This window comes from Pseudomonas sp. p21, assembly GCF_001642705.1.
Classification (GTDB): Bacteria; Pseudomonadota; Gammaproteobacteria; order Pseudomonadales; family Pseudomonadaceae; genus Aquipseudomonas.
The window spans coordinates 90,693-110,114 of record NZ_LWBV01000003.1; the positions used below are offsets into that span (position 1 = coordinate 90,693).

Annotated in this window: 30 protein-coding genes and 1 pseudogene; 5 read left to right on the plus strand and 26 right to left on the minus strand. The window is 59.4% G+C overall.

What is annotated here, in order from left to right; translation table 11 throughout:
- Positions 1–332: 332 nt before the first annotated feature.
- The 4 genes from A4C63_RS09725 to A4C63_RS25505 are packed head-to-tail and all read right to left on the minus strand — an operon-like array spanning position 333 to position 2,469.
- Positions 333–791 carry a hypothetical protein gene (locus A4C63_RS09725; RefSeq protein WP_063912487.1) on the minus strand — a complete coding sequence of 153 codons (459 nt, stop codon included), beginning with the start codon at positions 789–791 and terminating at the stop codon, positions 333–335.
- On the minus strand, positions 784–1,359 hold the full coding sequence (locus A4C63_RS09730) for a hypothetical protein (protein WP_063912488.1): 576 nt from the start codon (positions 1,357–1,359) through the stop codon (positions 784–786). The genes A4C63_RS09725 and A4C63_RS09730 overlap by 8 nt, the downstream gene beginning before the upstream one ends.
- Positions 1,356–2,324 carry an ORF6N domain-containing protein gene (locus A4C63_RS26730; protein WP_256202916.1) on the minus strand — a complete coding sequence of 323 codons (969 nt, stop codon included), beginning with the start codon at positions 2,322–2,324 and terminating at the stop codon, positions 1,356–1,358. The genes A4C63_RS09730 and A4C63_RS26730 overlap by 4 nt, the downstream gene beginning before the upstream one ends.
- Complete coding sequence (locus A4C63_RS25505; RefSeq protein ID WP_082888292.1) at positions 2,302–2,469, minus strand: Arc family DNA-binding protein; 168 nt, start codon at positions 2,467–2,469, stop codon at positions 2,302–2,304. The genes A4C63_RS26730 and A4C63_RS25505 overlap by 23 nt, the downstream gene beginning before the upstream one ends.
- 114 nt (positions 2,470–2,583) lie before the next feature.
- Between A4C63_RS25505 and A4C63_RS09740 the strand changes: the two genes are divergently transcribed.
- From A4C63_RS09740 to A4C63_RS09745, 3 genes are all read left to right on the plus strand, one after another.
- Complete coding sequence (locus A4C63_RS09740) at positions 2,584–3,009, plus strand: helix-turn-helix transcriptional regulator (protein ID WP_063912489.1); 426 nt, start codon at positions 2,584–2,586, stop codon at positions 3,007–3,009.
- Between the two features lie 109 nt (positions 3,010–3,118).
- Positions 3,119–3,397, plus strand: coding sequence for a type II toxin-antitoxin system RelE/ParE family toxin (locus A4C63_RS25510; protein WP_082888294.1), 279 nt, complete (start codon positions 3,119–3,121; stop codon positions 3,395–3,397).
- Positions 3,398–3,420: 23 nt separating this feature from the next.
- Positions 3,421–3,717: a HigA family addiction module antitoxin gene (locus A4C63_RS09745; protein ID WP_063913060.1), complete on the plus strand. Its 297-nt coding sequence runs from the start codon at positions 3,421–3,423 to the stop codon at positions 3,715–3,717.
- Between the two features lie 414 nt (positions 3,718–4,131).
- Here the strand turns inward: A4C63_RS09745 and A4C63_RS27015 are convergent, their stop codons facing one another.
- Positions 4,132–4,518, minus strand: coding sequence for a DUF4236 domain-containing protein (locus A4C63_RS27015; RefSeq protein WP_063912490.1), 387 nt, complete (start codon positions 4,516–4,518; stop codon positions 4,132–4,134).
- 478 nt (positions 4,519–4,996) lie between these two features.
- On the opposite strand from A4C63_RS27015, the gene A4C63_RS09760 reads away from it, so the two are divergent.
- On the plus strand, positions 4,997–5,257 hold the full coding sequence (locus tag A4C63_RS09760; RefSeq protein WP_063912492.1) for a hypothetical protein: 261 nt from the start codon (positions 4,997–4,999) through the stop codon (positions 5,255–5,257).
- On the opposite strand, the gene A4C63_RS26285 is transcribed toward A4C63_RS09760, so the two are convergent.
- From A4C63_RS26285 to A4C63_RS09780, 4 genes are all read right to left on the minus strand, one after another.
- Positions 5,250–5,402: a hypothetical protein gene (locus A4C63_RS26285; protein ID WP_156510866.1), complete on the minus strand. Its 153-nt coding sequence runs from the start codon at positions 5,400–5,402 to the stop codon at positions 5,250–5,252. The two genes, A4C63_RS09760 and A4C63_RS26285, sit on opposite strands and share 8 nt — an antisense overlap.
- Positions 5,403–5,593: 191 nt before the next feature.
- Positions 5,594–5,833, minus strand: coding sequence for a hypothetical protein (locus tag A4C63_RS09770; RefSeq protein WP_256202917.1), 240 nt, complete (start codon positions 5,831–5,833; stop codon positions 5,594–5,596).
- A gap of 110 nt (positions 5,834–5,943) precedes the next feature.
- The gene (locus A4C63_RS09775; protein WP_063912495.1) at positions 5,944–6,387 is read right to left on the minus strand and encodes a hypothetical protein; all 444 of its coding nucleotides are present in this window, start codon (positions 6,385–6,387) and stop codon (positions 5,944–5,946) included.
- A gap of 57 nt (positions 6,388–6,444) precedes the next feature.
- Entirely contained in the window at positions 6,445–7,614 is a 1,170-nt protein-coding gene (locus A4C63_RS09780) for a phage tail tube protein (RefSeq protein ID WP_063912496.1), read from the minus strand.
- 116 nt (positions 7,615–7,730) lie between these two features.
- Between A4C63_RS09780 and A4C63_RS09785 the strand changes: the two genes are divergently transcribed.
- Entirely contained in the window at positions 7,731–8,357 is a 627-nt protein-coding gene (locus A4C63_RS09785) for a hypothetical protein (protein WP_063912497.1), read from the plus strand.
- On the opposite strand, the gene A4C63_RS09790 is transcribed toward A4C63_RS09785, so the two are convergent.
- The 17 genes and pseudogenes from A4C63_RS09790 to A4C63_RS09860 all read right to left on the minus strand — a co-directional run bounded on the left by A4C63_RS09790 (position 8,354) and on the right by A4C63_RS09860 (position 19,372).
- Positions 8,354–8,761 carry a phage tail terminator-like protein gene (locus tag A4C63_RS09790; protein WP_063912498.1) on the minus strand — a complete coding sequence of 136 codons (408 nt, stop codon included), beginning with the start codon at positions 8,759–8,761 and terminating at the stop codon, positions 8,354–8,356. The genes A4C63_RS09785 and A4C63_RS09790 overlap by 4 nt on opposite strands.
- Positions 8,758–9,192 carry a hypothetical protein gene (locus A4C63_RS09795; RefSeq protein ID WP_063912499.1) on the minus strand — a complete coding sequence of 145 codons (435 nt, stop codon included), beginning with the start codon at positions 9,190–9,192 and terminating at the stop codon, positions 8,758–8,760. The genes A4C63_RS09790 and A4C63_RS09795 overlap by 4 nt, the downstream gene beginning before the upstream one ends.
- 2 nt (positions 9,193–9,194) lie before the next feature.
- On the minus strand, positions 9,195–9,575 hold the full coding sequence (locus A4C63_RS09800; RefSeq protein ID WP_063912500.1) for a hypothetical protein: 381 nt from the start codon (positions 9,573–9,575) through the stop codon (positions 9,195–9,197).
- Positions 9,576–9,577: 2 nt separating this feature from the next.
- Positions 9,578–9,970 carry a hypothetical protein gene (locus tag A4C63_RS09805; protein ID WP_063912501.1) on the minus strand — a complete coding sequence of 131 codons (393 nt, stop codon included), beginning with the start codon at positions 9,968–9,970 and terminating at the stop codon, positions 9,578–9,580.
- A gap of 39 nt (positions 9,971–10,009) precedes the next feature.
- The gene (locus A4C63_RS09810) at positions 10,010–10,606 is read right to left on the minus strand and encodes a hypothetical protein (RefSeq protein ID WP_063912502.1); all 597 of its coding nucleotides are present in this window, start codon (positions 10,604–10,606) and stop codon (positions 10,010–10,012) included.
- Positions 10,607–10,654: 48 nt separating this feature from the next.
- A complete protein-coding gene (locus A4C63_RS09815) occupies positions 10,655–11,599 on the minus strand; it encodes a major capsid protein (protein ID WP_063912503.1) in 945 nt (314 codons plus the stop codon).
- A 10-nt stretch (positions 11,600–11,609) separates the two neighbouring features.
- On the minus strand, positions 11,610–12,329 hold the full coding sequence (locus A4C63_RS09820) for a hypothetical protein (protein ID WP_063912504.1): 720 nt from the start codon (positions 12,327–12,329) through the stop codon (positions 11,610–11,612).
- A gap of 171 nt (positions 12,330–12,500) precedes the next feature.
- Positions 12,501–12,677, minus strand: coding sequence for a hypothetical protein (locus A4C63_RS26290; protein ID WP_156510868.1), 177 nt, complete (start codon positions 12,675–12,677; stop codon positions 12,501–12,503).
- A 539-nt stretch (positions 12,678–13,216) separates the two neighbouring features.
- Positions 13,217–14,248: pseudogene (locus tag A4C63_RS09825) on the minus strand (phage head morphogenesis protein); the annotation flags it as partial.
- On the minus strand, positions 14,238–15,662 hold the full coding sequence (locus A4C63_RS09830; protein ID WP_063912505.1) for a DUF4055 domain-containing protein: 1,425 nt from the start codon (positions 15,660–15,662) through the stop codon (positions 14,238–14,240). The pseudogene A4C63_RS09825 and the gene A4C63_RS09830, both read right to left, overlap by 11 nt.
- Before the next feature lie 8 nt (positions 15,663–15,670).
- On the minus strand, positions 15,671–16,972 hold the full coding sequence (locus A4C63_RS09835) for a terminase large subunit domain-containing protein (RefSeq protein ID WP_063912506.1): 1,302 nt from the start codon (positions 16,970–16,972) through the stop codon (positions 15,671–15,673).
- Positions 16,959–17,420, minus strand: a complete 462-nt coding sequence (locus A4C63_RS09840) for a DUF2280 domain-containing protein (protein WP_063912507.1) — start codon at positions 17,418–17,420, stop codon at positions 16,959–16,961. The genes A4C63_RS09835 and A4C63_RS09840 overlap by 14 nt, the downstream gene beginning before the upstream one ends.
- A 31-nt stretch (positions 17,421–17,451) precedes the next feature.
- Positions 17,452–18,060, minus strand: coding sequence for a putative metallopeptidase (locus A4C63_RS09845; protein ID WP_172827504.1), 609 nt, complete (start codon positions 18,058–18,060; stop codon positions 17,452–17,454).
- Positions 18,061–18,368: 308 nt separating this feature from the next.
- Complete coding sequence (locus A4C63_RS09850; RefSeq protein WP_063912508.1) at positions 18,369–18,560, minus strand: hypothetical protein; 192 nt, start codon at positions 18,558–18,560, stop codon at positions 18,369–18,371.
- Complete coding sequence (locus A4C63_RS26735; RefSeq protein ID WP_256202918.1) at positions 18,557–18,682, minus strand: hypothetical protein; 126 nt, start codon at positions 18,680–18,682, stop codon at positions 18,557–18,559. Before A4C63_RS26735 ends, A4C63_RS09850 begins: the two co-directional genes overlap by 4 nt.
- A 55-nt stretch (positions 18,683–18,737) precedes the next feature.
- Complete coding sequence (locus A4C63_RS09855; protein WP_063912509.1) at positions 18,738–19,049, minus strand: hypothetical protein; 312 nt, start codon at positions 19,047–19,049, stop codon at positions 18,738–18,740.
- Complete coding sequence (locus A4C63_RS09860; protein ID WP_063912510.1) at positions 19,046–19,372, minus strand: hypothetical protein; 327 nt, start codon at positions 19,370–19,372, stop codon at positions 19,046–19,048. The genes A4C63_RS09855 and A4C63_RS09860 overlap by 4 nt, the downstream gene beginning before the upstream one ends.
- Between the last annotated feature and the right edge of the window lie 50 nt (positions 19,373–19,422).

A 19,422-nucleotide genomic window follows, 5' to 3' on the forward strand; every position in this document is an offset into this window, starting at 1 on the left:
TTGATGGCAGCAATCTACCACCATCAGCAGGAAGCGCCAAAACCCCGCGAATACAGGGTGAAAAAAAGAAAGGACACCCAAAGGTGCCCTCTCGATGCCGTTTACGGCCCACGCCGGACCAAGCCATACCATGGCCAACCACGGCACGCCTTGTCACGCCCCAGCTCAATTGGCGGCTTACGCCACCGCAATACCCCCTCGACGAAGGAGCATTACGCTGTTTTCAGCCCATGCCACACCTTGTCACGCCATATCGCGCCGGACCCTTGCGAACCTAGCCGCATGATGCTTTCGCACCGCAATGCCCTCTCATAGAAAGGGCATGACGCTACTCAGCGCAGGGCCTTCGTCGCCATCCCGCGCAGCGCGGAGAACTTCGCCACCTGATCCAGGTTATCTCGTCGCTGATCGTCGGTCAGCTCAGTGATGCGCAGATTTCTCAGCTTCTGCCCAGTGCTGCGGAACACCTTGCGAACGTTGCGCCCAAGCTCTTCCATGGCCACCCCCGTCTGCTCATGCGGTGGCACCCAGCGATAACCGCGCCCTCGTACTGACTGCAGGCAGACCTGGTGATCGCGCAGCAACTCGGCCTTGAACGCCTCGACGTTTGCCAGCCATTCGAACTGCCGATCGCGGAACTGCTCGACCGTGAGCGACTTGGAGTCACCCATGGAGGGCATGCCGAACCGCGCCTCAAGCCAGTCGTGCCCCACAAGGTCGCCGTACTTGAACTCCTTGAGGAAGTCCTCGACCGCCTGCTTGTGACCGGGATATTTGGTGAGCTCAGACATAGACCACCTTGAAACGACCGAACCGTGGGCGATACTCGCAGACACCGATCAGCTTGCCGGAGTCCTCGATGGCCTTCTTCACCTCCTGAAGGTCAAGCACATCGGCATTGATCGCCACCTCAAGCTGGCATGCCCAGTCGAGAAAGATCGGCCGGTACCGCATGATCTTGGCCTGGCCGACCTTCACTCCGCGGCAGTCGACGAAACGCTGATCATCCCAAAGCGACTCCGGCGTCGATGGGCCGGCGAATTCAAGCTCAGCCTTGTCAGTCATTACCAAGGCTCCGCGCTTCCAGTGCGTCCCCAGCTTCTGCAGCTTGGCGCCTGCAAGGAATGTCGCGTCGAAGTTCGCGCCAGGGATGAAGAACCCGGACGATGAATCAAAATAGGCACCGGCGATGAACTCAGACCGAGCAATGGCCAAGTGATCATCATCAGTTTTCTTGCGCTTGGCGGTCAGCTCCTTGTGAGCCTTCGTAGCCGGGTGCAGCGGGTTTGCCAGCTTGTCGCTGTGCATCATCAGCGGCGAAGTGCCCTTGATACTCAGAGTTAACAGCTCCATGCTCATTTCCCGGCCCTCCGGGTCATGTACTCGTATCGGCTTTTCAGGTTCACGACAGCCGCCATCAAGAACTGGAACATTTCGGGAATCGAGACAGGAATATCGCCAGGAGTAGCAACCATGCCCTCCATCAACTCGCGCTTGGACAGGATGAATGCGCCTTCTGATATTTCCTCAATGCTCTGCTGGCCTTTGTGGTCGAAAGCCAGCAAGTAGCGCTTGTGTGGCTCGCCGGCGATCTGAACAGGCTCACGCTTAGGCAGGTGCTCGCCCTCGAAAACGTAGGCAGCGACGAAGTTACAGGCATTGGCCAGTTCTTCCGCCGGAATCAGTGCGGTCTTCTGAACGCTGAAGCGGGTGCGCAGCCGGCTCTTCATGGTGTGTTTGAAGCTACGGCGCAGTGCGACCGGGAGAGCGTTGGCCTTCTGATCGATGACCTGATCCAGAACGTGCTCGCCGTCACTACCTATTACCGTTCCCATGAGAGTCTGAACAGGTACAGGGAAGGAGCTTCCACCTTGCCCCTTAATCTGGAAGTAGCTGTCTTCCAGCTTCTCGAACACCTCCCAGGCTTCGTCGGTGTCCAGCATCTTGGCATGACGAGCAGCACCACGCTCAGTCCAGAGGATGAGGCTACGCGCCTGCTTATCAACAGACCCGATATTATCGGGGCTGTTCTTGAAAGCCTTGAGATCCGCGCCTTCCAGCTTGAAAAAGTGCTTCCCGGCTTCAAATCGGTCTGCGTTGTTCTGGAAATTGTCCTGGATGTTTTTGGGCTTGGCTCGGTACACGCTAGCGAGTGCCGCAGTGGTAATGACCGGCAGCCCGGTAAAGCGAATGCGCGGGAGGTTGTCCGGCGTAATTGTTGTGCTATTATTCATCTCGACGTTTTTCCTAGACCGATTGACGTTATCCAAAGCCTCAGCGCCTGCCAGCACTGGGGCTTTTTCATGCCCGCTGCTTTTTCTCATCCTGCATCTCCTGCTCGAGTGATTTTCTGAGCCGGAAGACAATCTCTCCGCTCAAGCTTCGCCCATTAATCTCCGCGCGCTGCTCCAGCTTTTGTCGCATATCGCACAGCATTCTCACTGCGGTGGTTATCTTCTTGGTACCCATACCTGGCTCCTTTTCTTGCGTTTTGTGAGTTTAATGCCTTTGATTGCCTTGTCAAACATTTTTTGCTTTTTGTGCGTTTGATGTATGCTTCTAGAGACGTACATAGGGCGCGCCATGTCTGACGATTTCGCAACAAAACTCATCTACCTGCGCGGCGAGAGAAACCTCACGCAGCAGGAACTGGGAGACGCCAGTGGTGTGTCTCCCTCACAGATTTCAAGGTATGAGGCTGGCCAGGCAAAGCCTCGTAAGACTGTGCTGAGAAAACTGGCCGAAGCACTTTGCGTGCCGGTGGAGGAGCTTCAAGACGAGGTTCCAGTCGTCCTAGAGAGTCCTGACGGCGATAAAATGCCGATCACGATAGACCGCGAAACCTTCGACCAGATGCAAAAAGCAGCCCGCGCATCAGGCAAGTCCTTGGGCGAAGTCCTGTCTGAAACCCTCGCCTGGGGCCTCCGAATGCTCAAAGAGAGCCCCGAATTCGCCGCCAGCCTTAAGCGACAGATCGAAGAAAGCCGAAAGGCAGATAAGGACGAGTAACCCCAAGCCCGGCCAAGCGCCGGTCTGACCCATCCGTTCATCGGGAATCACGAACGCCGCGGTCAGGCGCTCTACAATCGTCATTAACGACCCACGTTAAGCGTTAACGATGATTATCAGCTTCCGTTGCCAAGAAACGCAGACGCTGTTCACGACTGGCGCCTCTCGCAGATGGGCGCCAATTCTGTCTGTCGCTCAACGAAAGCTGACGATGTTGAATGAGGCGGTCGCCCTGAAGGACCTCAGGGCACCTCCCGGGAATCGCCTGGAAGCACTACAAGGGAACCGGCAAGGTCAATACAGCATCCGAATAAATGATCAGTACCGAATTTGCTTTACCTGGGATGCTCAGGGGCCTGAAAACGTTGAAATTGTAGACTACCACTGAGGTGACTTGTGTTTACTAACGGCATGCGCCCGGTCCACCCGGGCGAGATCCTAAAGGAAGAGTTCCTCCATCCACTGGATCTCACTCCGACAGAGGTTGCTCGGAAACTTCACGTTTCCCCTCCCACTGTATTGGACATTGTGAACGAGAAGCGCGGCATCACCGCTGACGTAGCATTGCGCCTCGCAACCTGTTTTGACACCACCCCCCAATTCTGGACGAACCTCCAGTCTGCCTACGAGTTGCGCAAAGCTGAAATCGCGCATGGAGCAGAAATACAGCGGCAGGTGCAAAGGGTTGTGGAGAATGCTGAGACATAGGCGCTTGCTGGAGCTTAGCTAGACTTCTGCGCGCAGCCACCAGGCACTCTGAACGCGAACCTACACTCACCTTTAAATGCCTTGGCCACACTGAGCGCGTCGACGGCACGATCGCGAGCTACACGATTGAGGTGACCTGCTCGCGCAATAGTCGAGTTGATATACTGGAGGTAGAACCCAGTCACCTCGCCTCGGTCCGAAGCATGAAAAGACTTCTCTTAAACCGATGCATGCTTTACTCGACCACTCAGAAAAAGCACACCGAGACCATAGCTGCGATGTTCGACGCGCAGGACACTGAAGCGGAGCGAGAGAACAGCCTCGACCAAGCCATCTCGTAGCACGGCGACAGCTAGGCGCAGGCCAGAGCTAGTCACAAAAAGCCCAGCGCGGGGCTGAGCCGGTCACTTTGACCTACCAACTACTGCGCTTGGGACGGTAATAGAGAAACAAGCTCACGGGGATCAAAAGCGCTATCACCAAGCAAAGGATGCTCACTCCACCATCCAGCCTCAGCCAACCCACAATCGCAAGAATCTCTCCAATTATCCATGCAAGCACCCACTCACCCGTCGAGTACTCCCTGGGCCCTCCACTCGAGCTCGCTCGGCTTTGCTTGGCCTTGTAAAGCGTTGAGCTTGAAATGCCAGTTCCTGGTATTCCTGTCGTAACGCGAGTACCGCGTTTGCTGAGATTGACAGTTGCCCCTTTGACGCCGAGCGAGGTGCTAACGCCACTCTTGCTAAGGTTGATTCGTACGCCGGGGGCGATCTTGATGCTTTTTCGAAAACGTAGCGCCATAGCTCGACTCCTTGAGGAAGGCAATGAGCCATCATCGCTGAAAGCTGATCACCTGACCACCCTGTCCGCCCATCCACCCTGGACGGAAAGCCAGTAACCCGCCATGCGGGTGCCGTAGTAGCGTTGTGCCTCCACATCGCAAGGAGGGTTAGACATGGCCCAATACGCTTCGGACACAAAGAAATACTTAAGCGAAACTACAGAGCCCAATGCGGATCATTGGAAGAAGATGTACGGGGTCGGCGCGATAGTGCCCGTTTCTGGCATATACCGCTGCAGAGGCTGCGGCGACGAAATTACCTCGAACAAAGGTGACCCCTTCCCACCCCAAAACAAACACCAGCATGCAGACCCAAAAGTTGACATTTGGTGGGAGCTGATCGTTAAAACCCAAACTACTGGTTCAGGCCGGTAACAAACCGCCCCGGTCCGTTGCCGGCAAGCCCATGGACCGGGGCAACATTGACCAGGAGGTCGCATGAGCTACGAACAAGAGATGCATCGCTTCATTGAGCAACAGCAGAAGTACATTCAAGAGCTAGCTAACACCGTTGAGACTATGGCCTGCTTGACTCGAGGACTGCTCAAGGCTGTGCATCAGTCGTCAGGGGATAGCGGCGTTGATGCAGTCCTCGACACGGCACTGGCGGCAGCAAGCGGTATGCGCTGGAGCGGCGAAGCCAGAGCTAACAAGGTTCTGATCAAGCAGCTGTGCGACGAGGCTAAATCCGCTAGATAATCGGATTCAATCCGAGCGCTTCTTCGAGGCGCGTGAGCCGGCGCTCTAATAGGTCGGCCTCATCACTCGCGAGCTTCTTCAACTCCTCAAGCGTCTTTACCGGTTTACCATCAGGCTGCTCTTCCATTTCTTCCAGATTTTGCATGCTCATCTCCTAATTTTCGTCCTCTTCCGCCAGCGCGGCCTCATCCAAGGCGAATATCACCTCGTCGACAAGGCGCCTGGGCAGTGGTAGCGGGTGAACCTCAAGCCAGTCGGTGATCTCCCGGGCTGAAAGCCTTAGTGGCTGCACTGCGGCGGCGCCAACCAGGTAGCGCCGCCCGCGCGCCGAACTACTCATTTTTTCCGGCGCGCATCCTTCGGCCGCTCTTTTTCCTGCTGCTCGGCCCAGTGCCTGCGGAACTCGTCGTCCAGGGCGAAGATCGCTGCATCAATCTCTTCGCGGCATATCGCTGATGGCTTGCGGTCGAAATACTCGTTGATGGGGGTTAGCGCTATAGGAGCCGGCGCTCCGATCACGCCCACATACTGTCGAGACCTGCTGATGGCGGCGTAAGCTTCAAGGACCTCGGTCACCACGTTGTCGATCTCCGGCGGATCCTGAGCCTTCAGCCCTAAGCGCTCGTGCTTCCAGCGCTTTTTCTCATTCTCCTGGCCAGACCAATCACGCGACCAGCGATATGCCTCTACGGCTTTTTTGCCGTCTCCTTGGCCCGCTCCTCGGCCCGCGTGGCGATGTCGGTGGCCACTTGCAGAGCGGTGAAATAGACATCCGGGCGCTGTGCGATGAGAAGCTTGCCGCGCTCTTGCGTGTACTCGATATCAACGCCTGGCTGCTCGGCCTCTTCCACGCCCTCCCAGCCAAGGATGATGTGCTTGCACACCAGGTCGACCAGCATGTCATCCATGCTTTCGATGTCTGGGATCTCAGCGTTCACCGGGTCGAAACCTTCGGTGCCCACGCCGTAGCGAGAGTCCACAATCGCCTGATGCCGCTGGATCAGGGCGTGGTGAGACTTGAACTTCGGATTACCCGCCGATCCGACCTTGATCCTCACGCCCGGGGCGATATCCACCCACCGCGTGCCTTCAAGGTCCAACTTTGGAGCCTGGGAAATGACGATAGCCATGGTATTCCTCTGCGGTAAAAGGCCCGACACACACCGCAGGGCGCGCCGGGCAAAGGGTTAAGCGGTGACGGTGACAGCACAGGTGTCGGTCTTGGTGCCGTCTGCGGCGCTGGTCGCGGTGATGGTGGCGGTGCCGGCAGCCAGGCCGGTTACCAGGCCGGTGGCGCTCACGCTTGCGATGGCCGGGTCCGAAGAGGTCCAGGTAACCAGCTGGCTTGCGCCAACTGGGGTGACCACGGCCTCGAGATCTGCAGTTTCGTCCACCGCTAGGCTCAGGGTGGCCGGGGTTACTTCCACCGCAGCAATGACGACGGGCGCCGGCAGACGGGTGATGGTCGGCGGCACGCGGCGGGCGGTGTATGACAACTCGACTTGAACGATGTCGGTGGCGCCACCGTCCGGCCAATCGCCGCTGACTTCCATCTCGGGGATGAGGAAGGTGTAGCCACCGTCTGCGTTGCTCAGGGTGAACTCGAAGCTGAGCGAGTCGCCGGTCTGCTGCGCCTTCCAGTACTGGTAGGCGGTCTTGGACCAACTCAGGGTGATCGAGCCGGACGGAACGAACGTCGTTGTGATCACTGCCCCGGGAAACGGGTTGCCGTTGCCGATGCAGCGCTGGGTCTGCGAGTTGTTGGCGAACTGCAGGTTGAAGGTGTCAACGCACGCGTTGTCGTCACCCAGCTGCACGCCGTTGATCTTCAGCCCGGTCACATCCTTGAAGCCGTAGCGCCGCTGGTTGGCCTCGGGCGCAGGACTGACGATGAAGGAAGTGTTGTCGGCCTTGTCCTGCCACGAGGTGGCCATGAACGTGGTGGTGACGCTGATCTCGTTGTCGTTCGGGACCTCGATGTTGATCGTGTCAACCTGGGCTCCGCGAGCGATGCCGGCGATACCAACGTCCGCGTCATAGGCAGCGATGGAGAACGAAATGCGATCGTTGCCCATGGTCAGGGTATTACCGGACCAGTTCGCGCCGAAGCAGGAGGCCAGGAACTCGTCCAGAGCCCCGTAGCGGAACTTGGTCTCGATATCGCCGCCGACATCCACGGTCGTCTGGGCAGTGCCCTGCGACATGCGAGTCTCGCCGATCTCGTTGTTCTCTTCGGTGTTGTAGGTAGGCACCAGGCCGAAGCTGACGCGGGTCAGCACGTTCCATGGGCCTGGCGGGGTAATTCCCGGGGTGATCTCGCGAATCCACGCGGTCGAGCGCTTTGCACCGCTACTCATGGGGTGTTTCTCCTTTCGATAGGCGTAAAAAAACCGCCATGTGGCGGTGAACGATTTGATGCGCGATGCCGGCCCGGATAGCATCAATAATTTTGCGGCAACATTGGATACAACAAATGGAAACGGAAACCGCTACCTACATATCGTTTGCACTGAGCGCTATCTCTGCTATTGCTGCTGCCGCATCTGCTTTTGGCGCTTTCTATACGATCAAAAAAACTGCCCAGAACTCTAAACTTGAGCAGGAGGCCGATAATCAAGCAAGGGAGGATGAGCGATTAATGAATCACGCGAAAACAACTTTAGAACGCGCATATCTGGCGCTAAGGGGTCCATCCGAAAGGGCAGCAGAACCACCGAGAGACAGACTGAACTGGCTTACCTCAGCGAGATTGATCGAGGAATACAAAGCCACCAAAAAGCGCATAACAAGCGACTTCACCATGAGGGAGTGCGAGAGCCATGAGGAGCACTGGCGACATCAGTTCTACCTTCTCCTTAGTCCAGTTGCGAAACGGCTAGGAGGAATTGAGTACTACAGGAGGATCAGTGACCAGGAGCTCGGGATTGACCCGGTCTCTGCCATCATAGTGAAAGCCTTTGCTACCTGGCCCGACGACAAAAATGACCCCCTTGATAAATACAGATCACCTCAAGATGCGGCAAACAAGCTAGGTGTTAGCAACATTTGGACATCCTTCAGATTTCACTTAAAGGACATCAAAGTTAACCTTCCTGATTAGTAGGCCCGGTATGGGATCGACACGTTTACCTGGTACCAGCCGTGGCCGTCATCGCCGATCGTATTGGCCGAGGCCGTGTAGCACTCAAACGGACCGGTCGGGTCGCTGTAAAACTCGAAGTGCTGTACCAGCGTGTCGGCGGCCTTGGTGATGGCCAGTGTGCCCTTGTAGCTCGGCACGAACAGCTGAATCATGATGATGCCGGTCCGGCGCACGCATGGGCCAATGCCGACCTCCGGCGCGCTGGCCAGACCTGGAACGTCCGCCAGCCTGGCCCAAATGGTTTTCCCGGACGGGTCGAACGGCCCCTGCGGGTTGTTCGGGTAGTCGACAGCGGATGCGGGAATGCCCGCCCACTGCGTCATGCGGCCAGCGACGATGGCCCGGATCTGTTCGAAGGTCATGAGTAGGCCTGCGAGACGCCATGGAAGGACGCCGCATAGACGCCACCAGGCGCCTGGGTCGAGTGGCCGTCCTCCAACTTGCCGGCGTAGGGCAAGTTCGTCTGAACGTAAATGACGGTGAACGGCTCTAGGCCTGAAAGCTGCCGCTGCCCTTCGGCGGTGGTTTCGGCGCCGTTCTTGTCGATTTTTGTCGTCTGGGTGTAGACGGGGGCTCCGATGCTGACGATGTGGCTTCCCCGGAATCTGCCGCCTGTATAGCCTGGGGGTGCCGGGCTCTCCCATAGATCAGGGTTGCCAACTGGCGAGCGCAACACGATCTCTCCAAGCATCGCCATGGCTATCGCCCTTGATCGCTGCGTCAGCGCATCTTCCACTACCCCAGCAAATGTGCTTGGGGGCGTGCTCCACCCATTGCCCTTGCCTTTGGCCATAGTCACTTCCTCAGCTGGATTTCGTAGTGCGCCTTGGCTGGGTCAATGCCTGGGCTGATGATGCTGTATGTCACTGGCTCGCCAGTGATCAGGTCGGTGGCAGTAATCTGGTGCCCAACGGCAGGCCTGTCAGTCACTTCGTTGGCCAGGCATATCAGCAGAAGGTCGCCCACCAGGATGTTCAGGCCGTCGATGCGCCGGCTGTCGTAGCTGTCGAGCACCCCGCGCCCGGTGTAGGTCACTGGCTGGGCCGTGGTGGTCTCGTTTACCGGGTCCCAGACGCCGGGCCCCATGTAGGTACCGGTGAACGTCGATACCGCGTCGGCCAGGTCTTCGTCGAAGGCCTCAGCCAGGTCTGCCTGGATATCGTCGCGGAGCCCCATGGCTATCCCCTTTTCACAGCAAAGGCGAACGGATTGCTGCGCCATGGCGTCAGCAGGGCCAGTGCCAACTGCACACAGGCTGGCTGGGCGACAGTGCAGGTCTTGTCGATCGAGCCGAAGGTCTTGCTGGTCGATACCGATCCGGCCTTGACGGTCTTCGCCTCGAGCGAGCCCTCGGTCTGCTGCTGGTACAGCCTCCCCTGCGAAGCGCATTTGGCCAGCCTGGCGCCGGCCTGCTTAACGTCGTCAGGGATGTTGTCCATGTCGATGCCGACCAGGTTGAGCGCGGTCAGATAGGCATTCGCCTCGAAGACCGCCTCGTCCTTCAGCTCTGGAGCTGCCCAGTCAGGCCCGAGAATGGTGTCCACGTCGGCCACGGTGATGTAGGTAGCCATCAGGCCTCCGCTTGAATGAGTGGGGCCGCAGCCCCGGGATTACTGTTGGCCGAGTTCAGTGACCTGCTTCTGCAACGTCTCTTTCGAGGCGTTGGCGCGGTAGGTGACGTTCGCAGCGTCCAGCGTGGCCTTGAGCTCGGCGACCTCTTTGGCCTCGCGGCTTTCTTCGGTCTCAAGCTCCCGCTTGGCTGCTTGGGCCAGCAGGTCGTCCACTTGCTTCTGCAGCACTCTAGCCTTCTCGACTTCACCGTCGCGCTCGCGCTGAAGGCTCGCGATACCGGCGTTGACCGCTTCCAACACCTGGAATAGGTGGCCAGCAGTTTCGCCAAGCTCGCCTTCAGGGCGCTCCAGGCGCTGCGCGGCGAAGGAGTCGACGATCACGCCGATGGATGCAAGCTCGGTGACCACGCGATCGAGCGCTGCATGATCGGGACCTTCGACAAGAGCCACGCGTGTCGGTACCTCAACCACTGACACATCAGCGCCAGCGGCTTCGTAAGCATCGACCACCTTGGGCCAATCGCCGATCACCACAACCGATTCGACGCCTGGTTCGGCCTGATCAAAGTGTCGTGGGTTGCGATAGGTACGGCCTTGCTCGAAGCCGTCACGCTGGGTGGTGTAAATCAGTTCCATGGATTATCTCCAAGGCAGGCCCGCTGGACCCGCCTTTGCTGTGGCCGATTAAGGCGCGGACAAGTCGATCAGGACGCCGGCAGTAGCCTTGTCGCTGGTCGCATGCTTACGCCAGTTCGCGCCGGCGCCGAGAGCTGCGAGGTTCGGGTTTACGCCTGCGGTGTCCTTCCAGGAGTAACCCATGATGTCGACGTTGAAAGCGCCTTCCGCGCGATAGCCGATCGCCAAGTTTTCCTGGGTGTTTACCGGATACGAGCGCACACCCGGGGCTTGGGACTCAGTCACCGAAACAGCGCCCACCTGCAGGCCGAAGATGCGCTCTTCGGTGACTTTGTCAGAGACGAGGACCGGTTTGCCCATGGTGCCAGGCGAGCCGCCGTAGATGACCACGCCCGCCTCTTCGTAAATCTTCTGGTCGATTGCGTCGTCAACCAGATCGAAGTAGGTGGCGGAGTCCATGGCGAAGAGCGCGATGCGATTGAAACGATCGCCAAACTTGCGCATGCCCTTGGTCAGCACCTTCTTGTGATCGACTGCGAAGGAGCCGGTGGCGACCATGTTGGCGTTAGCACCGATAGCCGCGCCCAGAGCCGCGAAGGCAGTCTGGATGTAGTAGTCCAGGGCTGCGTCGGCCATATCCTGGCCAACCAGCATGGAGAACTCTTCGGGGCTTCGCGCACGTCGCTTGAAGGCCTCCTCCGTGGTCTCGTACGGGCCGTACTTCCACGGGGTTTTCACGCCGACCGCTTCGTCGGCGCCGATCTTGATGCCGGCTACAGCGGCGTCAGAGTTGACGTTACGGTGGCCCAACGTGCCGCCGATCTTGTAGAACGAACGCTTGCGCAGGTCGCCCTCGATCAGTTCGTTACGCAGGATCAGCGCACCGCCCGACGAGGCGTTGAACACCTCCAGAACGTCCTGCAGACGCTCCAGATAAGCGGTTTGGGCAAGATCGTTGTAGATGATCATGTCCGAGTTGAGGGTGGTAGGCATCTGCTACTTCCTATTTTGGCAATTTGAGGTATGCCTCCTGCCCATGCGCTTCGATGTATTCGCGCTTCTGGACAGAGGTCATTTCGGAGCGTTTCTGTGCGGCCCCGCCGCCTTTTCCAGCACCGCCGGCCCCGCCGCCAGATGCCTTGCTACCAGCGATCAGCGGGCCGAAGGCCGGATCGTTGGTGAATTCTGCTTTCAGCTCATCCAGCGTTGCCGCCGAGAGCTTGCCGGCAGCGTCCAGCACGACAACGGTTGGTTTACCGTCGCGCTGCTCGACGCTCAGCCGGCGTTCGATGTGGGGAAGCAATGCCTTGGCGCTGCCTGGCACGGCCAGAGCAGTCGCGATCTCGGTGGCGGTACGGCCCACGGTCAGATCCCGGATCTGGCCTTGCAGGGTGGCGCGCTCGCTTTCGAGGGTGCCGGTCAGCTCAGCTTCGCGGCGGTTGTATTTCTCGGACCAGGACTTTTCGAGCTCCTCGACGTTGCCAGACTTGCGCAGGGCTTCCTCGCGCTCCAGGCGAGCCTGTTCTTCGGCAGCCTTGCGCTTGTCGGCTTCGGCCTTCTTTTCGTCAAGCAGCTCTTGGACTTTGGCCTTCAGGCCGGTGACATCCTCCTGCTGCGGCAGACCATCGATGCCGAGGACGAACTTGCCGTCCTTCTCGACATACAGGGCTGCTACCGATTCATCGACGCCTTCGAGGCTGTCAAGTTGGAATTTCAAGGTCATTGCTGTCTCCCAGAGACTTGTGCAGGCCCTGCCTGCGGGCATAAAAAAGCCCCGCACTGGGCGAGGCCTTGGATTTGCGCGCCACGTTTAACGAGGCAGCTTTTTGTGGCGCGGGGAGCTCATAACGAAAAAGCCCCGGCGGATGCCAGGGCTTTCATGGATGTCTGTAGCTCAGGGTTTGTCGAAGTCGTCTTCGAGCTTTTGCAATACTGCATCTGCCATCTGCTTGCTGAGTTCTTTCCAGGCTTTGCCGCCATCAAAAACGCCAACGCCTCGGGCAAGATTCGCCTGATGCTCACGCCGGGCTTCTTGAATCAAATCCTGCGCGCTTTTTTTGTTGGTCGTCATGATCTCTCCCGGCTGTATTTCAAGCCCACCCTGCCGCTCAGGATACTCCAGAACTGGTGTTCAGCTTCCGACTGGGTATGCTCGCGTTCAAGCTCGCCTCGATTGACCAAATCATACACGCGTTTTACGGCCTCTTGCTCGACCTGGCCAGACAGCTTGTCGACGACCTCACCACTTGGCCATCCCTTTTCAGCAACCATCGAATAGCGAAGGGTCGGGCCGACGGCCCGCAGTTCATACAGGCCAATGTAGGATGCAAGCTCAACATCCTCAATCGAGAACGGGCTATTGCCCGGATGATTGTGGGTGAAGGTCGTTCCCTTCAGCTTGCCGAACTCGCTCACTGGGAAGCCGACACGATCAGGCTGACCCTGACGCTGAAGCAGAATCGAGCCGTCGTCACCAATGAACGCTCCCGTTTCCAGCGCGTCGCTACGAATTCGATTTTCGAGCTCGACTGCGGTCCGTCGCGCAGGCGTGGATACATCCGGTTTTGCCACCGGATAACCAATGTCATACACCGTGAACTCACCAGTCGGCTGCTTGAAAGTAACCGCTTCGCGTTGTCGCAGTTGCTGCAGGGTAAGGGTCTTCCCGTTGTCATCTACGAATTTGTCCAGCGTCAGTTCGCCCTTGCTGAACAACTCATAGCGGGCTGGGCCCAGCACATCCTTTTGGAACGCCGCGGGCTGCCGCGCCAGCCATTCGCCGTAGCTGGTCTTGCTGCTCACCTGCTCAACGCCATTCGGGCCAATAGCTGGCCTGGTCGAACCGGGGATCTCCCTGGCGAACTCGTCTTTCAGCACCGGGATTACCGTAGTCCGGCACCGCCAGTGATACGGCGGCTTCGGACCATCCAGTGGGATGATCGTCTGGTCGATGCTCATGCAGAACAGCGTGGTTCGACTGTCCAAGGTGGCGATCCGGCGCATCCCCTTGAGGATGTCGTCGTTATCCTTGAGCACTTCCACCCGCGCCGTGGTGGCGATGTGGTTGGTCATGGTGTTGACCAGGGCCTGAGCTTGATCGCGCTGCTGGACGCCCAGTGACGTCAGCCGGCGACTGATCTGGCCGGTTGTCTCGCCCAGTGCCGACCCCATGCGAATCTCGCTGATGATCTCGGCGCTCTTCTTGGTGCCGTACTGGTCGAGCGCGCCGTTGATGCTGATGCGCTGCCGACCCTTGCCGACTTCCAAGTCGAGCGGATCGGCCAGCACTGCGGCGGCGACCTGCTCGATGCTGGGCCTGTTCAGTTGCACGACCGTTTTCACGACCTTGCCAAGTAGGGTCAGGTTGAACTCGGCCTCGTAGCCGCCGAACTCAGTCAGGTCGAGCACTGCCTGCTGCTTCATCTCGCCGTAGACACCAGCGAGTTCGCCCTGTAGCTCCTGAATTTGCTTCTCGTACCGTTGGGTGCCGTAACGGCTCAATCCCTCTGATACGCGCGATTTGGCGGTGCCAATGGCCTTCGTGATGAACTTGGCCAGGCGCTTGAGGCTTCCCCCGGCGTAGCGTTGCACGTGCACCTGGTGGCGAGTCGCCGCGTCTGACAGGTAGCCGTCACTGCTCATCCTCGCCGCCTCCGGTGTCGTTGCCGGTCACCGGCGGCTGCTGGGCCAGTTCATCGTCGATGAGCTCGTCGGTGCGGTCAGCCTCAATCACACCGCCCTGGCGCAGATTGGTGCGCAGGTCGGACTTCGCGATGATGCCCTGCTGCCAGAGCTGGACCTGGGCCAGGATGTCCTGAGCGGTCATCGTCTCGTCGAAGAACGACTGGTTGAGCCAGAAGACCGTCCCGTCCTCGTCCGGCTCGTCCATCATGAAGCGCTCGGCGTCGAGGATGGCCCGTTTCAGGGCCTCGGACACGTTGCCGGCGATGGTGCCCAGCACGCTGTTGTCCGAGCTGTAGCGAATACGAACGGCCTCTGCTGTCTCGGCACCGCCCGCCTTCTGGACGATGCGTGCGCCGATCATCAGCATCTGCTCTTCCTTGTCCTTCATCAGCGTGCGAGAGAGCTGGCTCTCGTCCGCCTGGACAAGCTTTGCGTCACCGGACTTACCGAGGTTGAACCCGCGGGTAGAGCCGATGTGGATACCGTTGGGGTTAAGCTTGGCGAAATCGTCCGCGCTGATGTCGGTGGTGATGAACAGCGTGGGCTGGCTGCTGATGAAGCCGCTCTCTTCCACTGTGGCGCTGTTGCCGTAGTGCAGGATGTTTACGTCGGCCAGGTCTTCCAGCGGCGACTTGTCGATGCTGGCGTCGTTGTTCTGGGCGCCGTAGAAGCTGAACAGGATGTGGTCGAAGGCCCGGCCGTTCTTGTCGAGCGGTGCGAACTCCGTGAAGGTATTGCCATCCTTTGCGTAGACACGCTGGAAATACCTACCTTCGATCAGCAGAAGCACCCGGTACTGGGTATCAGTGGTGCGCTCTAAGCTGTCCGGGCTGAATGCAGACACGCGCTCGAGCAGACAGACATAGACCAGACGCTTCACGCCATCGATCACCTGCTCATCCCAGTCGATGATCGACTCGGCGTCGTAGTGGTGGATCAGGGCGCGCCGGCCCTGCATGTCCGCCATCGAGGACACGCCCTCAACCGCAGGGAAATCCACGAGGAAGCCGCCACGGCCAGCATCCAGGCATTCCCCTACAGCATCCTTGGAAAGCTGCTCCAGGCTCGTGCCGTCGCCGCTGGCGTTCTCCTTCAGGTACTCCACGCCCGCGGGCAGGGTCAGCTCCGCAGTCTTGCGGAACACCGCGCCCAGCAGGCCGGTACGCGTACGCCCGGTGATGTTCAGGAACATCGCTCGCTTCTTGTACTGCTTGTACCGCGCCAGGTTCTCCGGTGATTTGTTCTCCGGGTCCGGCATCGGCAGGTATTCGTCGTGCTTGCGCACCTCACGGGCGCCGGCCACGCAGCGCTTGACCAGCTGCCAGCCGGGCAAGGCCTCCGAGTACTCTGCCCGGGGAATGAAGTTCGGCATGGGTGGCCTCAGAAAGTGAACGTGATTGGTACGTGGGTAACCGGCCTGCTGATCGGGTAGTCGTGGTGGATGAAGTAGCCACCCGCGTCGTTCGCGTGGTCCACGCCGGACTTCTTGTCGGGCTCGCCGTTGGCCGCCCATACCTGCTGCTCCAGGCCGTCCGCATAGGTCGGGCAGCGCAGCGGGTTGACCAGGTAGCGGCGTTCGCCATTCGCGTTGCAGAACATCGCGTTCATGGCGTTGATGCGGTCTTTCACTGGCGGGTTGGCATCGGGAGCTATGACGCTGAAGCCGGCCTGGCGCAGGATGGCAATGTCCGTCTCGCTGGCGTTCACCGACTTGCGTGACCCGCCCGAGGCGTCGGGGTAGATCCTGATCTCGCAGGTCTTCTCGTAGCCCCTGCCGTTGTGCCGCCAGTAGCGCTCCTTGATGCGCCGGATCATGTCCGGGGTATCGAAGCCGTCGATCAGCTCATCCACCGCTCTGGGCTTTCCGTCAGGCCGTTTGACATGAACGATCGCCGCCATCTTGCCGACGTTGAAGTCCATGCCAATGAACAGGGGTTCTCCAGGCTCTACGGTGTCGAAGCAGGAATTCAGCTTCCTGTCGTAGGCGTGGTAGATCGACCCGGAGTTCAGGTTGACGAACTGGCCGTTCAGGTAGGCCATGATCAACTGGGCCGGGTACGACTCCATCAGCGACGGGATGTAGTCAGGCGGTAGGTTCAGCTCGTTGTCGAACGTGCTGGCCTGGACCAGGCCGTACATGCCCTGCAGGGCCGGCTTCTCCCGAAGCTGCTTCACGAACTGCTGGTAGACGAACTTGAACCCCTCAGGGGTCGTGGTCACATCCACGCCGTTCTTCAGCCCTGGCTCGTTGTAGCGCATCCGGGCAATGATCTTGCGCCAGGCGTGTTCGGCCTTCAGTGCGGGCAGCACATCGAGCTCATCGACCAGGGCGTGCCCGATCTTGAAGCCCACGATAGTCTGCGGCTTCTCCATTGAGCGGCAGATGGTCGTGCTGCGGTACTGGCCGCCGCTGTAGAACTCGACCTCCTTGTCGCTCTCCTTCGTCTTGACCTTCAGGCCCCAGTCGAAGGCGACCTCCTCGATGGTGGGGAAGAAGATGTCGCGGATCTGCGGGTAGGTCGGGGCGAAGTAGCCGGAGTCGATTCGGGGCCACTCCCACACGTGCTTGCACAGCGCCGCGCAGCCTACCCAGGTCTTGCCCGAGCCGAACCCGGCGACGAAGCCGCGGAACTTGTTCTCCATCCGAAGGAAGCTGGCCTGGGGCACGTTAAGTGACGGCATCAGGCTTCCTCGCATCCACCACATCAACCTGCACCCGGGTGGGCGGCACGTTGTCGTGGGGATTCTCGTTCTTGGTCTGGCGGTTCACGTAGACATCGCCGACCTCTTTGGCCGCCTGCTCCAGCAGCTGAGCCGTCAGGGCCATGTTCTTCATGTTCTCGGCCTTCTCAGCCATCCGCCCCAGCACACGAAGCCGAAACGCTCGGTTGGCGATCGGTATCTCAGCCGTCTCCTCGCGGAAGCGCTTACGAGTGTCTTCGAACAGAGTTACCCAGCGCTTGGCCAGGTCACGCCCAGCACGCTTGGTCGGGTCGTGCGCCTCACACTTCTGCCGGGTAACCTCAAGGCCGAATTCTTCTCGGACGGCTGCCGCGACTTGCGAGGGGGTATCGAAACAGGCCAGGGCCTGAACGATGAAGGCTTTCACCTCGTTGCTCAGGGCCGCCATAGGTTTTCATCCGTCGTGGGTCTGTCAGGGGTCAGGCAGACTTGAGCAGACAGGTTCCGCAGGCCCTCGAAATGTTGATCTTGGCCACCTCTGGCGGCCGGCTTGCAGCGTCGATCAGCTGCTGTACGTCATGCCCGGCACCGTAGCGGCGAACCACGCCGACGAACTCTTCGACGTCATGGCCGCGCAGGTACAGCTTGGGTAGCCCGTCCTGTGTGAACTTGGGTGCGCCGTACTCATCAGTCGCCTGGGCGATGTGGTACAGCTCGTGTTCTATCAAAGCGCAGAACTCGGCGTCGGTGCACTGGGCACAGTAGTCGGCAGCCAGGGTGATGAGGTAGTCCGGCTCCTCACCGAACCATTCCCGCATCTGCTGCTCTTGCCGAGCTTTCTGCCATCCACCGGCGCGGAACACCAGCTGCTCGGCTTGGCCAAGGACGACCCGGCCCTGCTTGGCGAATCCGCTGGACGCCCAGAGCACGCCGATGTTGGCGTCCATCAGGTGGGCATGCTCTGGGTTATGGATGCTGCCGGTGTCGGCGAGGAATTCGCTCTGTACCCAGTCCCACACACCGATGGCCGGGCGCAGGGTCAACCAGAGCGATTCGAGTAGGTCGGCTGGTGGGATTGGTCTGCTCATGAACCCTCACCTGAACCATCCGGTCGCTTCTACACCACAGTTACGGCAGTGAACCGCGCCACTGGCTTGGCCTGTCTTGCGCATGATGAAGAATGTTTCGCTACCGCAGTTGCAGTGGAATGCCTCGTCACCTGGTTGCGGGCCGAATGGATACTTGAACGCGCCACAATGGGTGCCGCACTTCGGACACTCCAGCTGAGTGACTCCTACCGGGGCAGCCGCCACCCATTCATGCCGACAGTTCGCGCAGATGCATTCGCCGGAGGCGTGCGGCTCTTCGCAACCTCGCGGCTTCAGCTCAATCACGTTCATTCGGCCACCATCTTGTGGGTTTCGGCATGCGCGTGACCATGCAGCAAGCCGACCAGCAGCCCCTGAGGAAGGCCGGCTGCCTTGGCGAAATCAATCGCCTTCACCAGGGCAGCATCGAACTCGGCCACCGCGTGGACGATATCCATGCTGACCGGAAGCTCATGGCGTATGCGGGTGACCTTGCTCATGCAAGCACCACGCGGAAGTGCGAGAAGACCCAGATCAGGCCCTCAATGAATGCCCATCCTGCAACGGCACACATCAGGCCCAGCATGATGAACGCACCGGTCATGTCAGGAAGCTGGCCCATCTGGAAATCTCCATAGTCGCGCCACGAAACGGCGCATCTCTGTTTTGTGGCGCGGTCAACTAGACCGCTTGCACATGTCGCAATCCAGTCGCTGGCAGATCCAGCGCTTTACCTTGGGCCAGTAGGTGACCACGAACATGTGGCGCAGGCCTGCCATGGCCAGGGCGACGTGCATCGTTACCCCAGCTGTGTTTGGGTTGAAGAACATGCGGTCCGACCTGGCCAGGATGGCGTAGCCGCTCAGCGCGATGATCGAGTACAGGATCTTGCCAATCACACCGTCTCGAACCTTGCCACTCAGCACGGCCCAGGATGCCCACAGGGCGATCACCCCAGCCGCCAGAGCGTTGATGTATTCGAAAATCATCCGTTAGGCCCTCCGAACTTGGACCTGATGACAGACCAGAGATCAGCGGCCTTGATAGCGCGGGTGACTGCGGCGATGAGCGACCCGCCGAACGTTCCAAGCAGAAACCCTACCCCCGCCACGCTGCGAGGCTCCACGATGCCGAAGTAGGCGCTGACCATTCCGGTCAGGTAGTGGGCGCAGGCCATGCCGGTCAGCAGGAAGAGGATCCAAGCCTTGCGGTCCGTCAGGTCGTCCTTGTGCCACCGGGTGGCAACCAAGGCCCCCAATAGGCCCGCTATAGCCCAGTCGAGCTTTTCGAGCAGGCGGTGAAAAAGCTCCATGCGCTCGGCTCCCGCTGGAATGAAAATAATAACTCAAATTTGCTGTACGC

Coding starts and splice junctions, on each gene's coding strand:
- A4C63_RS09850 (WP_063912508.1), bottom strand. CDS start 18,560: ATGAGCAAGGTCACCCGCATACGCCATGAGCTTCCGGTCAGCATGGAT.
- A4C63_RS09855 (WP_063912509.1), bottom strand. CDS start 19,049: ATGATTTTCGAATACATCAACGCTCTGGCGGCTGGGGTGATCGCCCTG.
- A4C63_RS25510 (WP_082888294.1), top strand. CDS start 3,119: ATGATTATCAGCTTCCGTTGCCAAGAAACGCAGACGCTGTTCACGACT.
- A4C63_RS09780 (WP_063912496.1), bottom strand. CDS start 7,614: ATGAGTAGCGGTGCAAAGCGCTCGACCGCGTGGATTCGCGAGATCACC.
- A4C63_RS26735 (WP_256202918.1), bottom strand. CDS start 18,682: ATGGGCCAGCTTCCTGACATGACCGGTGCGTTCATCATGCTGGGCCTG.
- A4C63_RS25505 (WP_082888292.1), bottom strand. CDS start 2,469: ATGGGTACCAAGAAGATAACCACCGCAGTGAGAATGCTGTGCGATATG.
- A4C63_RS09775 (WP_063912495.1), bottom strand. CDS start 6,387: ATGGCTATCGTCATTTCCCAGGCTCCAAAGTTGGACCTTGAAGGCACG.
- A4C63_RS09760 (WP_063912492.1), top strand. CDS start 4,997: ATGAGCTACGAACAAGAGATGCATCGCTTCATTGAGCAACAGCAGAAG.
- A4C63_RS09810 (WP_063912502.1), bottom strand. CDS start 10,606: ATGGAACTGATTTACACCACCCAGCGTGACGGCTTCGAGCAAGGCCGT.
- A4C63_RS09805 (WP_063912501.1), bottom strand. CDS start 9,970: ATGGCTACCTACATCACCGTGGCCGACGTGGACACCATTCTCGGGCCT.
- A4C63_RS09845 (WP_172827504.1), bottom strand. CDS start 18,060: ATGAGCAGACCAATCCCACCAGCCGACCTACTCGAATCGCTCTGGTTG.
- A4C63_RS09830 (WP_063912505.1), bottom strand. CDS start 15,662: ATGCCGAACTTCATTCCCCGGGCAGAGTACTCGGAGGCCTTGCCCGGC.
- A4C63_RS26285 (WP_156510866.1), bottom strand. CDS start 5,402: ATGCAAAATCTGGAAGAAATGGAAGAGCAGCCTGATGGTAAACCGGTA.
- A4C63_RS09860 (WP_063912510.1), bottom strand. CDS start 19,372: ATGGAGCTTTTTCACCGCCTGCTCGAAAAGCTCGACTGGGCTATAGCG.
- A4C63_RS09835 (WP_063912506.1), bottom strand. CDS start 16,972: ATGCCGTCACTTAACGTGCCCCAGGCCAGCTTCCTTCGGATGGAGAAC.
- A4C63_RS09725 (WP_063912487.1), bottom strand. CDS start 791: ATGTCTGAGCTCACCAAATATCCCGGTCACAAGCAGGCGGTCGAGGAC.
- A4C63_RS09815 (WP_063912503.1), bottom strand. CDS start 11,599: ATGCCTACCACCCTCAACTCGGACATGATCATCTACAACGATCTTGCC.
- A4C63_RS09800 (WP_063912500.1), bottom strand. CDS start 9,575: ATGGGGCTCCGCGACGATATCCAGGCAGACCTGGCTGAGGCCTTCGAC.
- A4C63_RS09840 (WP_063912507.1), bottom strand. CDS start 17,420: ATGGCGGCCCTGAGCAACGAGGTGAAAGCCTTCATCGTTCAGGCCCTG.
- A4C63_RS09820 (WP_063912504.1), bottom strand. CDS start 12,329: ATGACCTTGAAATTCCAACTTGACAGCCTCGAAGGCGTCGATGAATCG.
- A4C63_RS09745 (WP_063913060.1), top strand. CDS start 3,421: ATGCGCCCGGTCCACCCGGGCGAGATCCTAAAGGAAGAGTTCCTCCAT.
- A4C63_RS26730 (WP_256202916.1), bottom strand. CDS start 2,324: ATGAGAAAAAGCAGCGGGCATGAAAAAGCCCCAGTGCTGGCAGGCGCT.
- A4C63_RS09790 (WP_063912498.1), bottom strand. CDS start 8,761: ATGACCTTCGAACAGATCCGGGCCATCGTCGCTGGCCGCATGACGCAG.
- A4C63_RS27015 (WP_063912490.1), bottom strand. CDS start 4,518: ATGGCGCTACGTTTTCGAAAAAGCATCAAGATCGCCCCCGGCGTACGA.
- A4C63_RS09785 (WP_063912497.1), top strand. CDS start 7,731: ATGGAAACGGAAACCGCTACCTACATATCGTTTGCACTGAGCGCTATC.
- A4C63_RS09740 (WP_063912489.1), top strand. CDS start 2,584: ATGTCTGACGATTTCGCAACAAAACTCATCTACCTGCGCGGCGAGAGA.
- A4C63_RS09795 (WP_063912499.1), bottom strand. CDS start 9,192: ATGGCCAAAGGCAAGGGCAATGGGTGGAGCACGCCCCCAAGCACATTT.
- A4C63_RS09730 (WP_063912488.1), bottom strand. CDS start 1,359: ATGAGCATGGAGCTGTTAACTCTGAGTATCAAGGGCACTTCGCCGCTG.
- A4C63_RS26290 (WP_156510868.1), bottom strand. CDS start 12,677: ATGACGACCAACAAAAAAAGCGCGCAGGATTTGATTCAAGAAGCCCGG.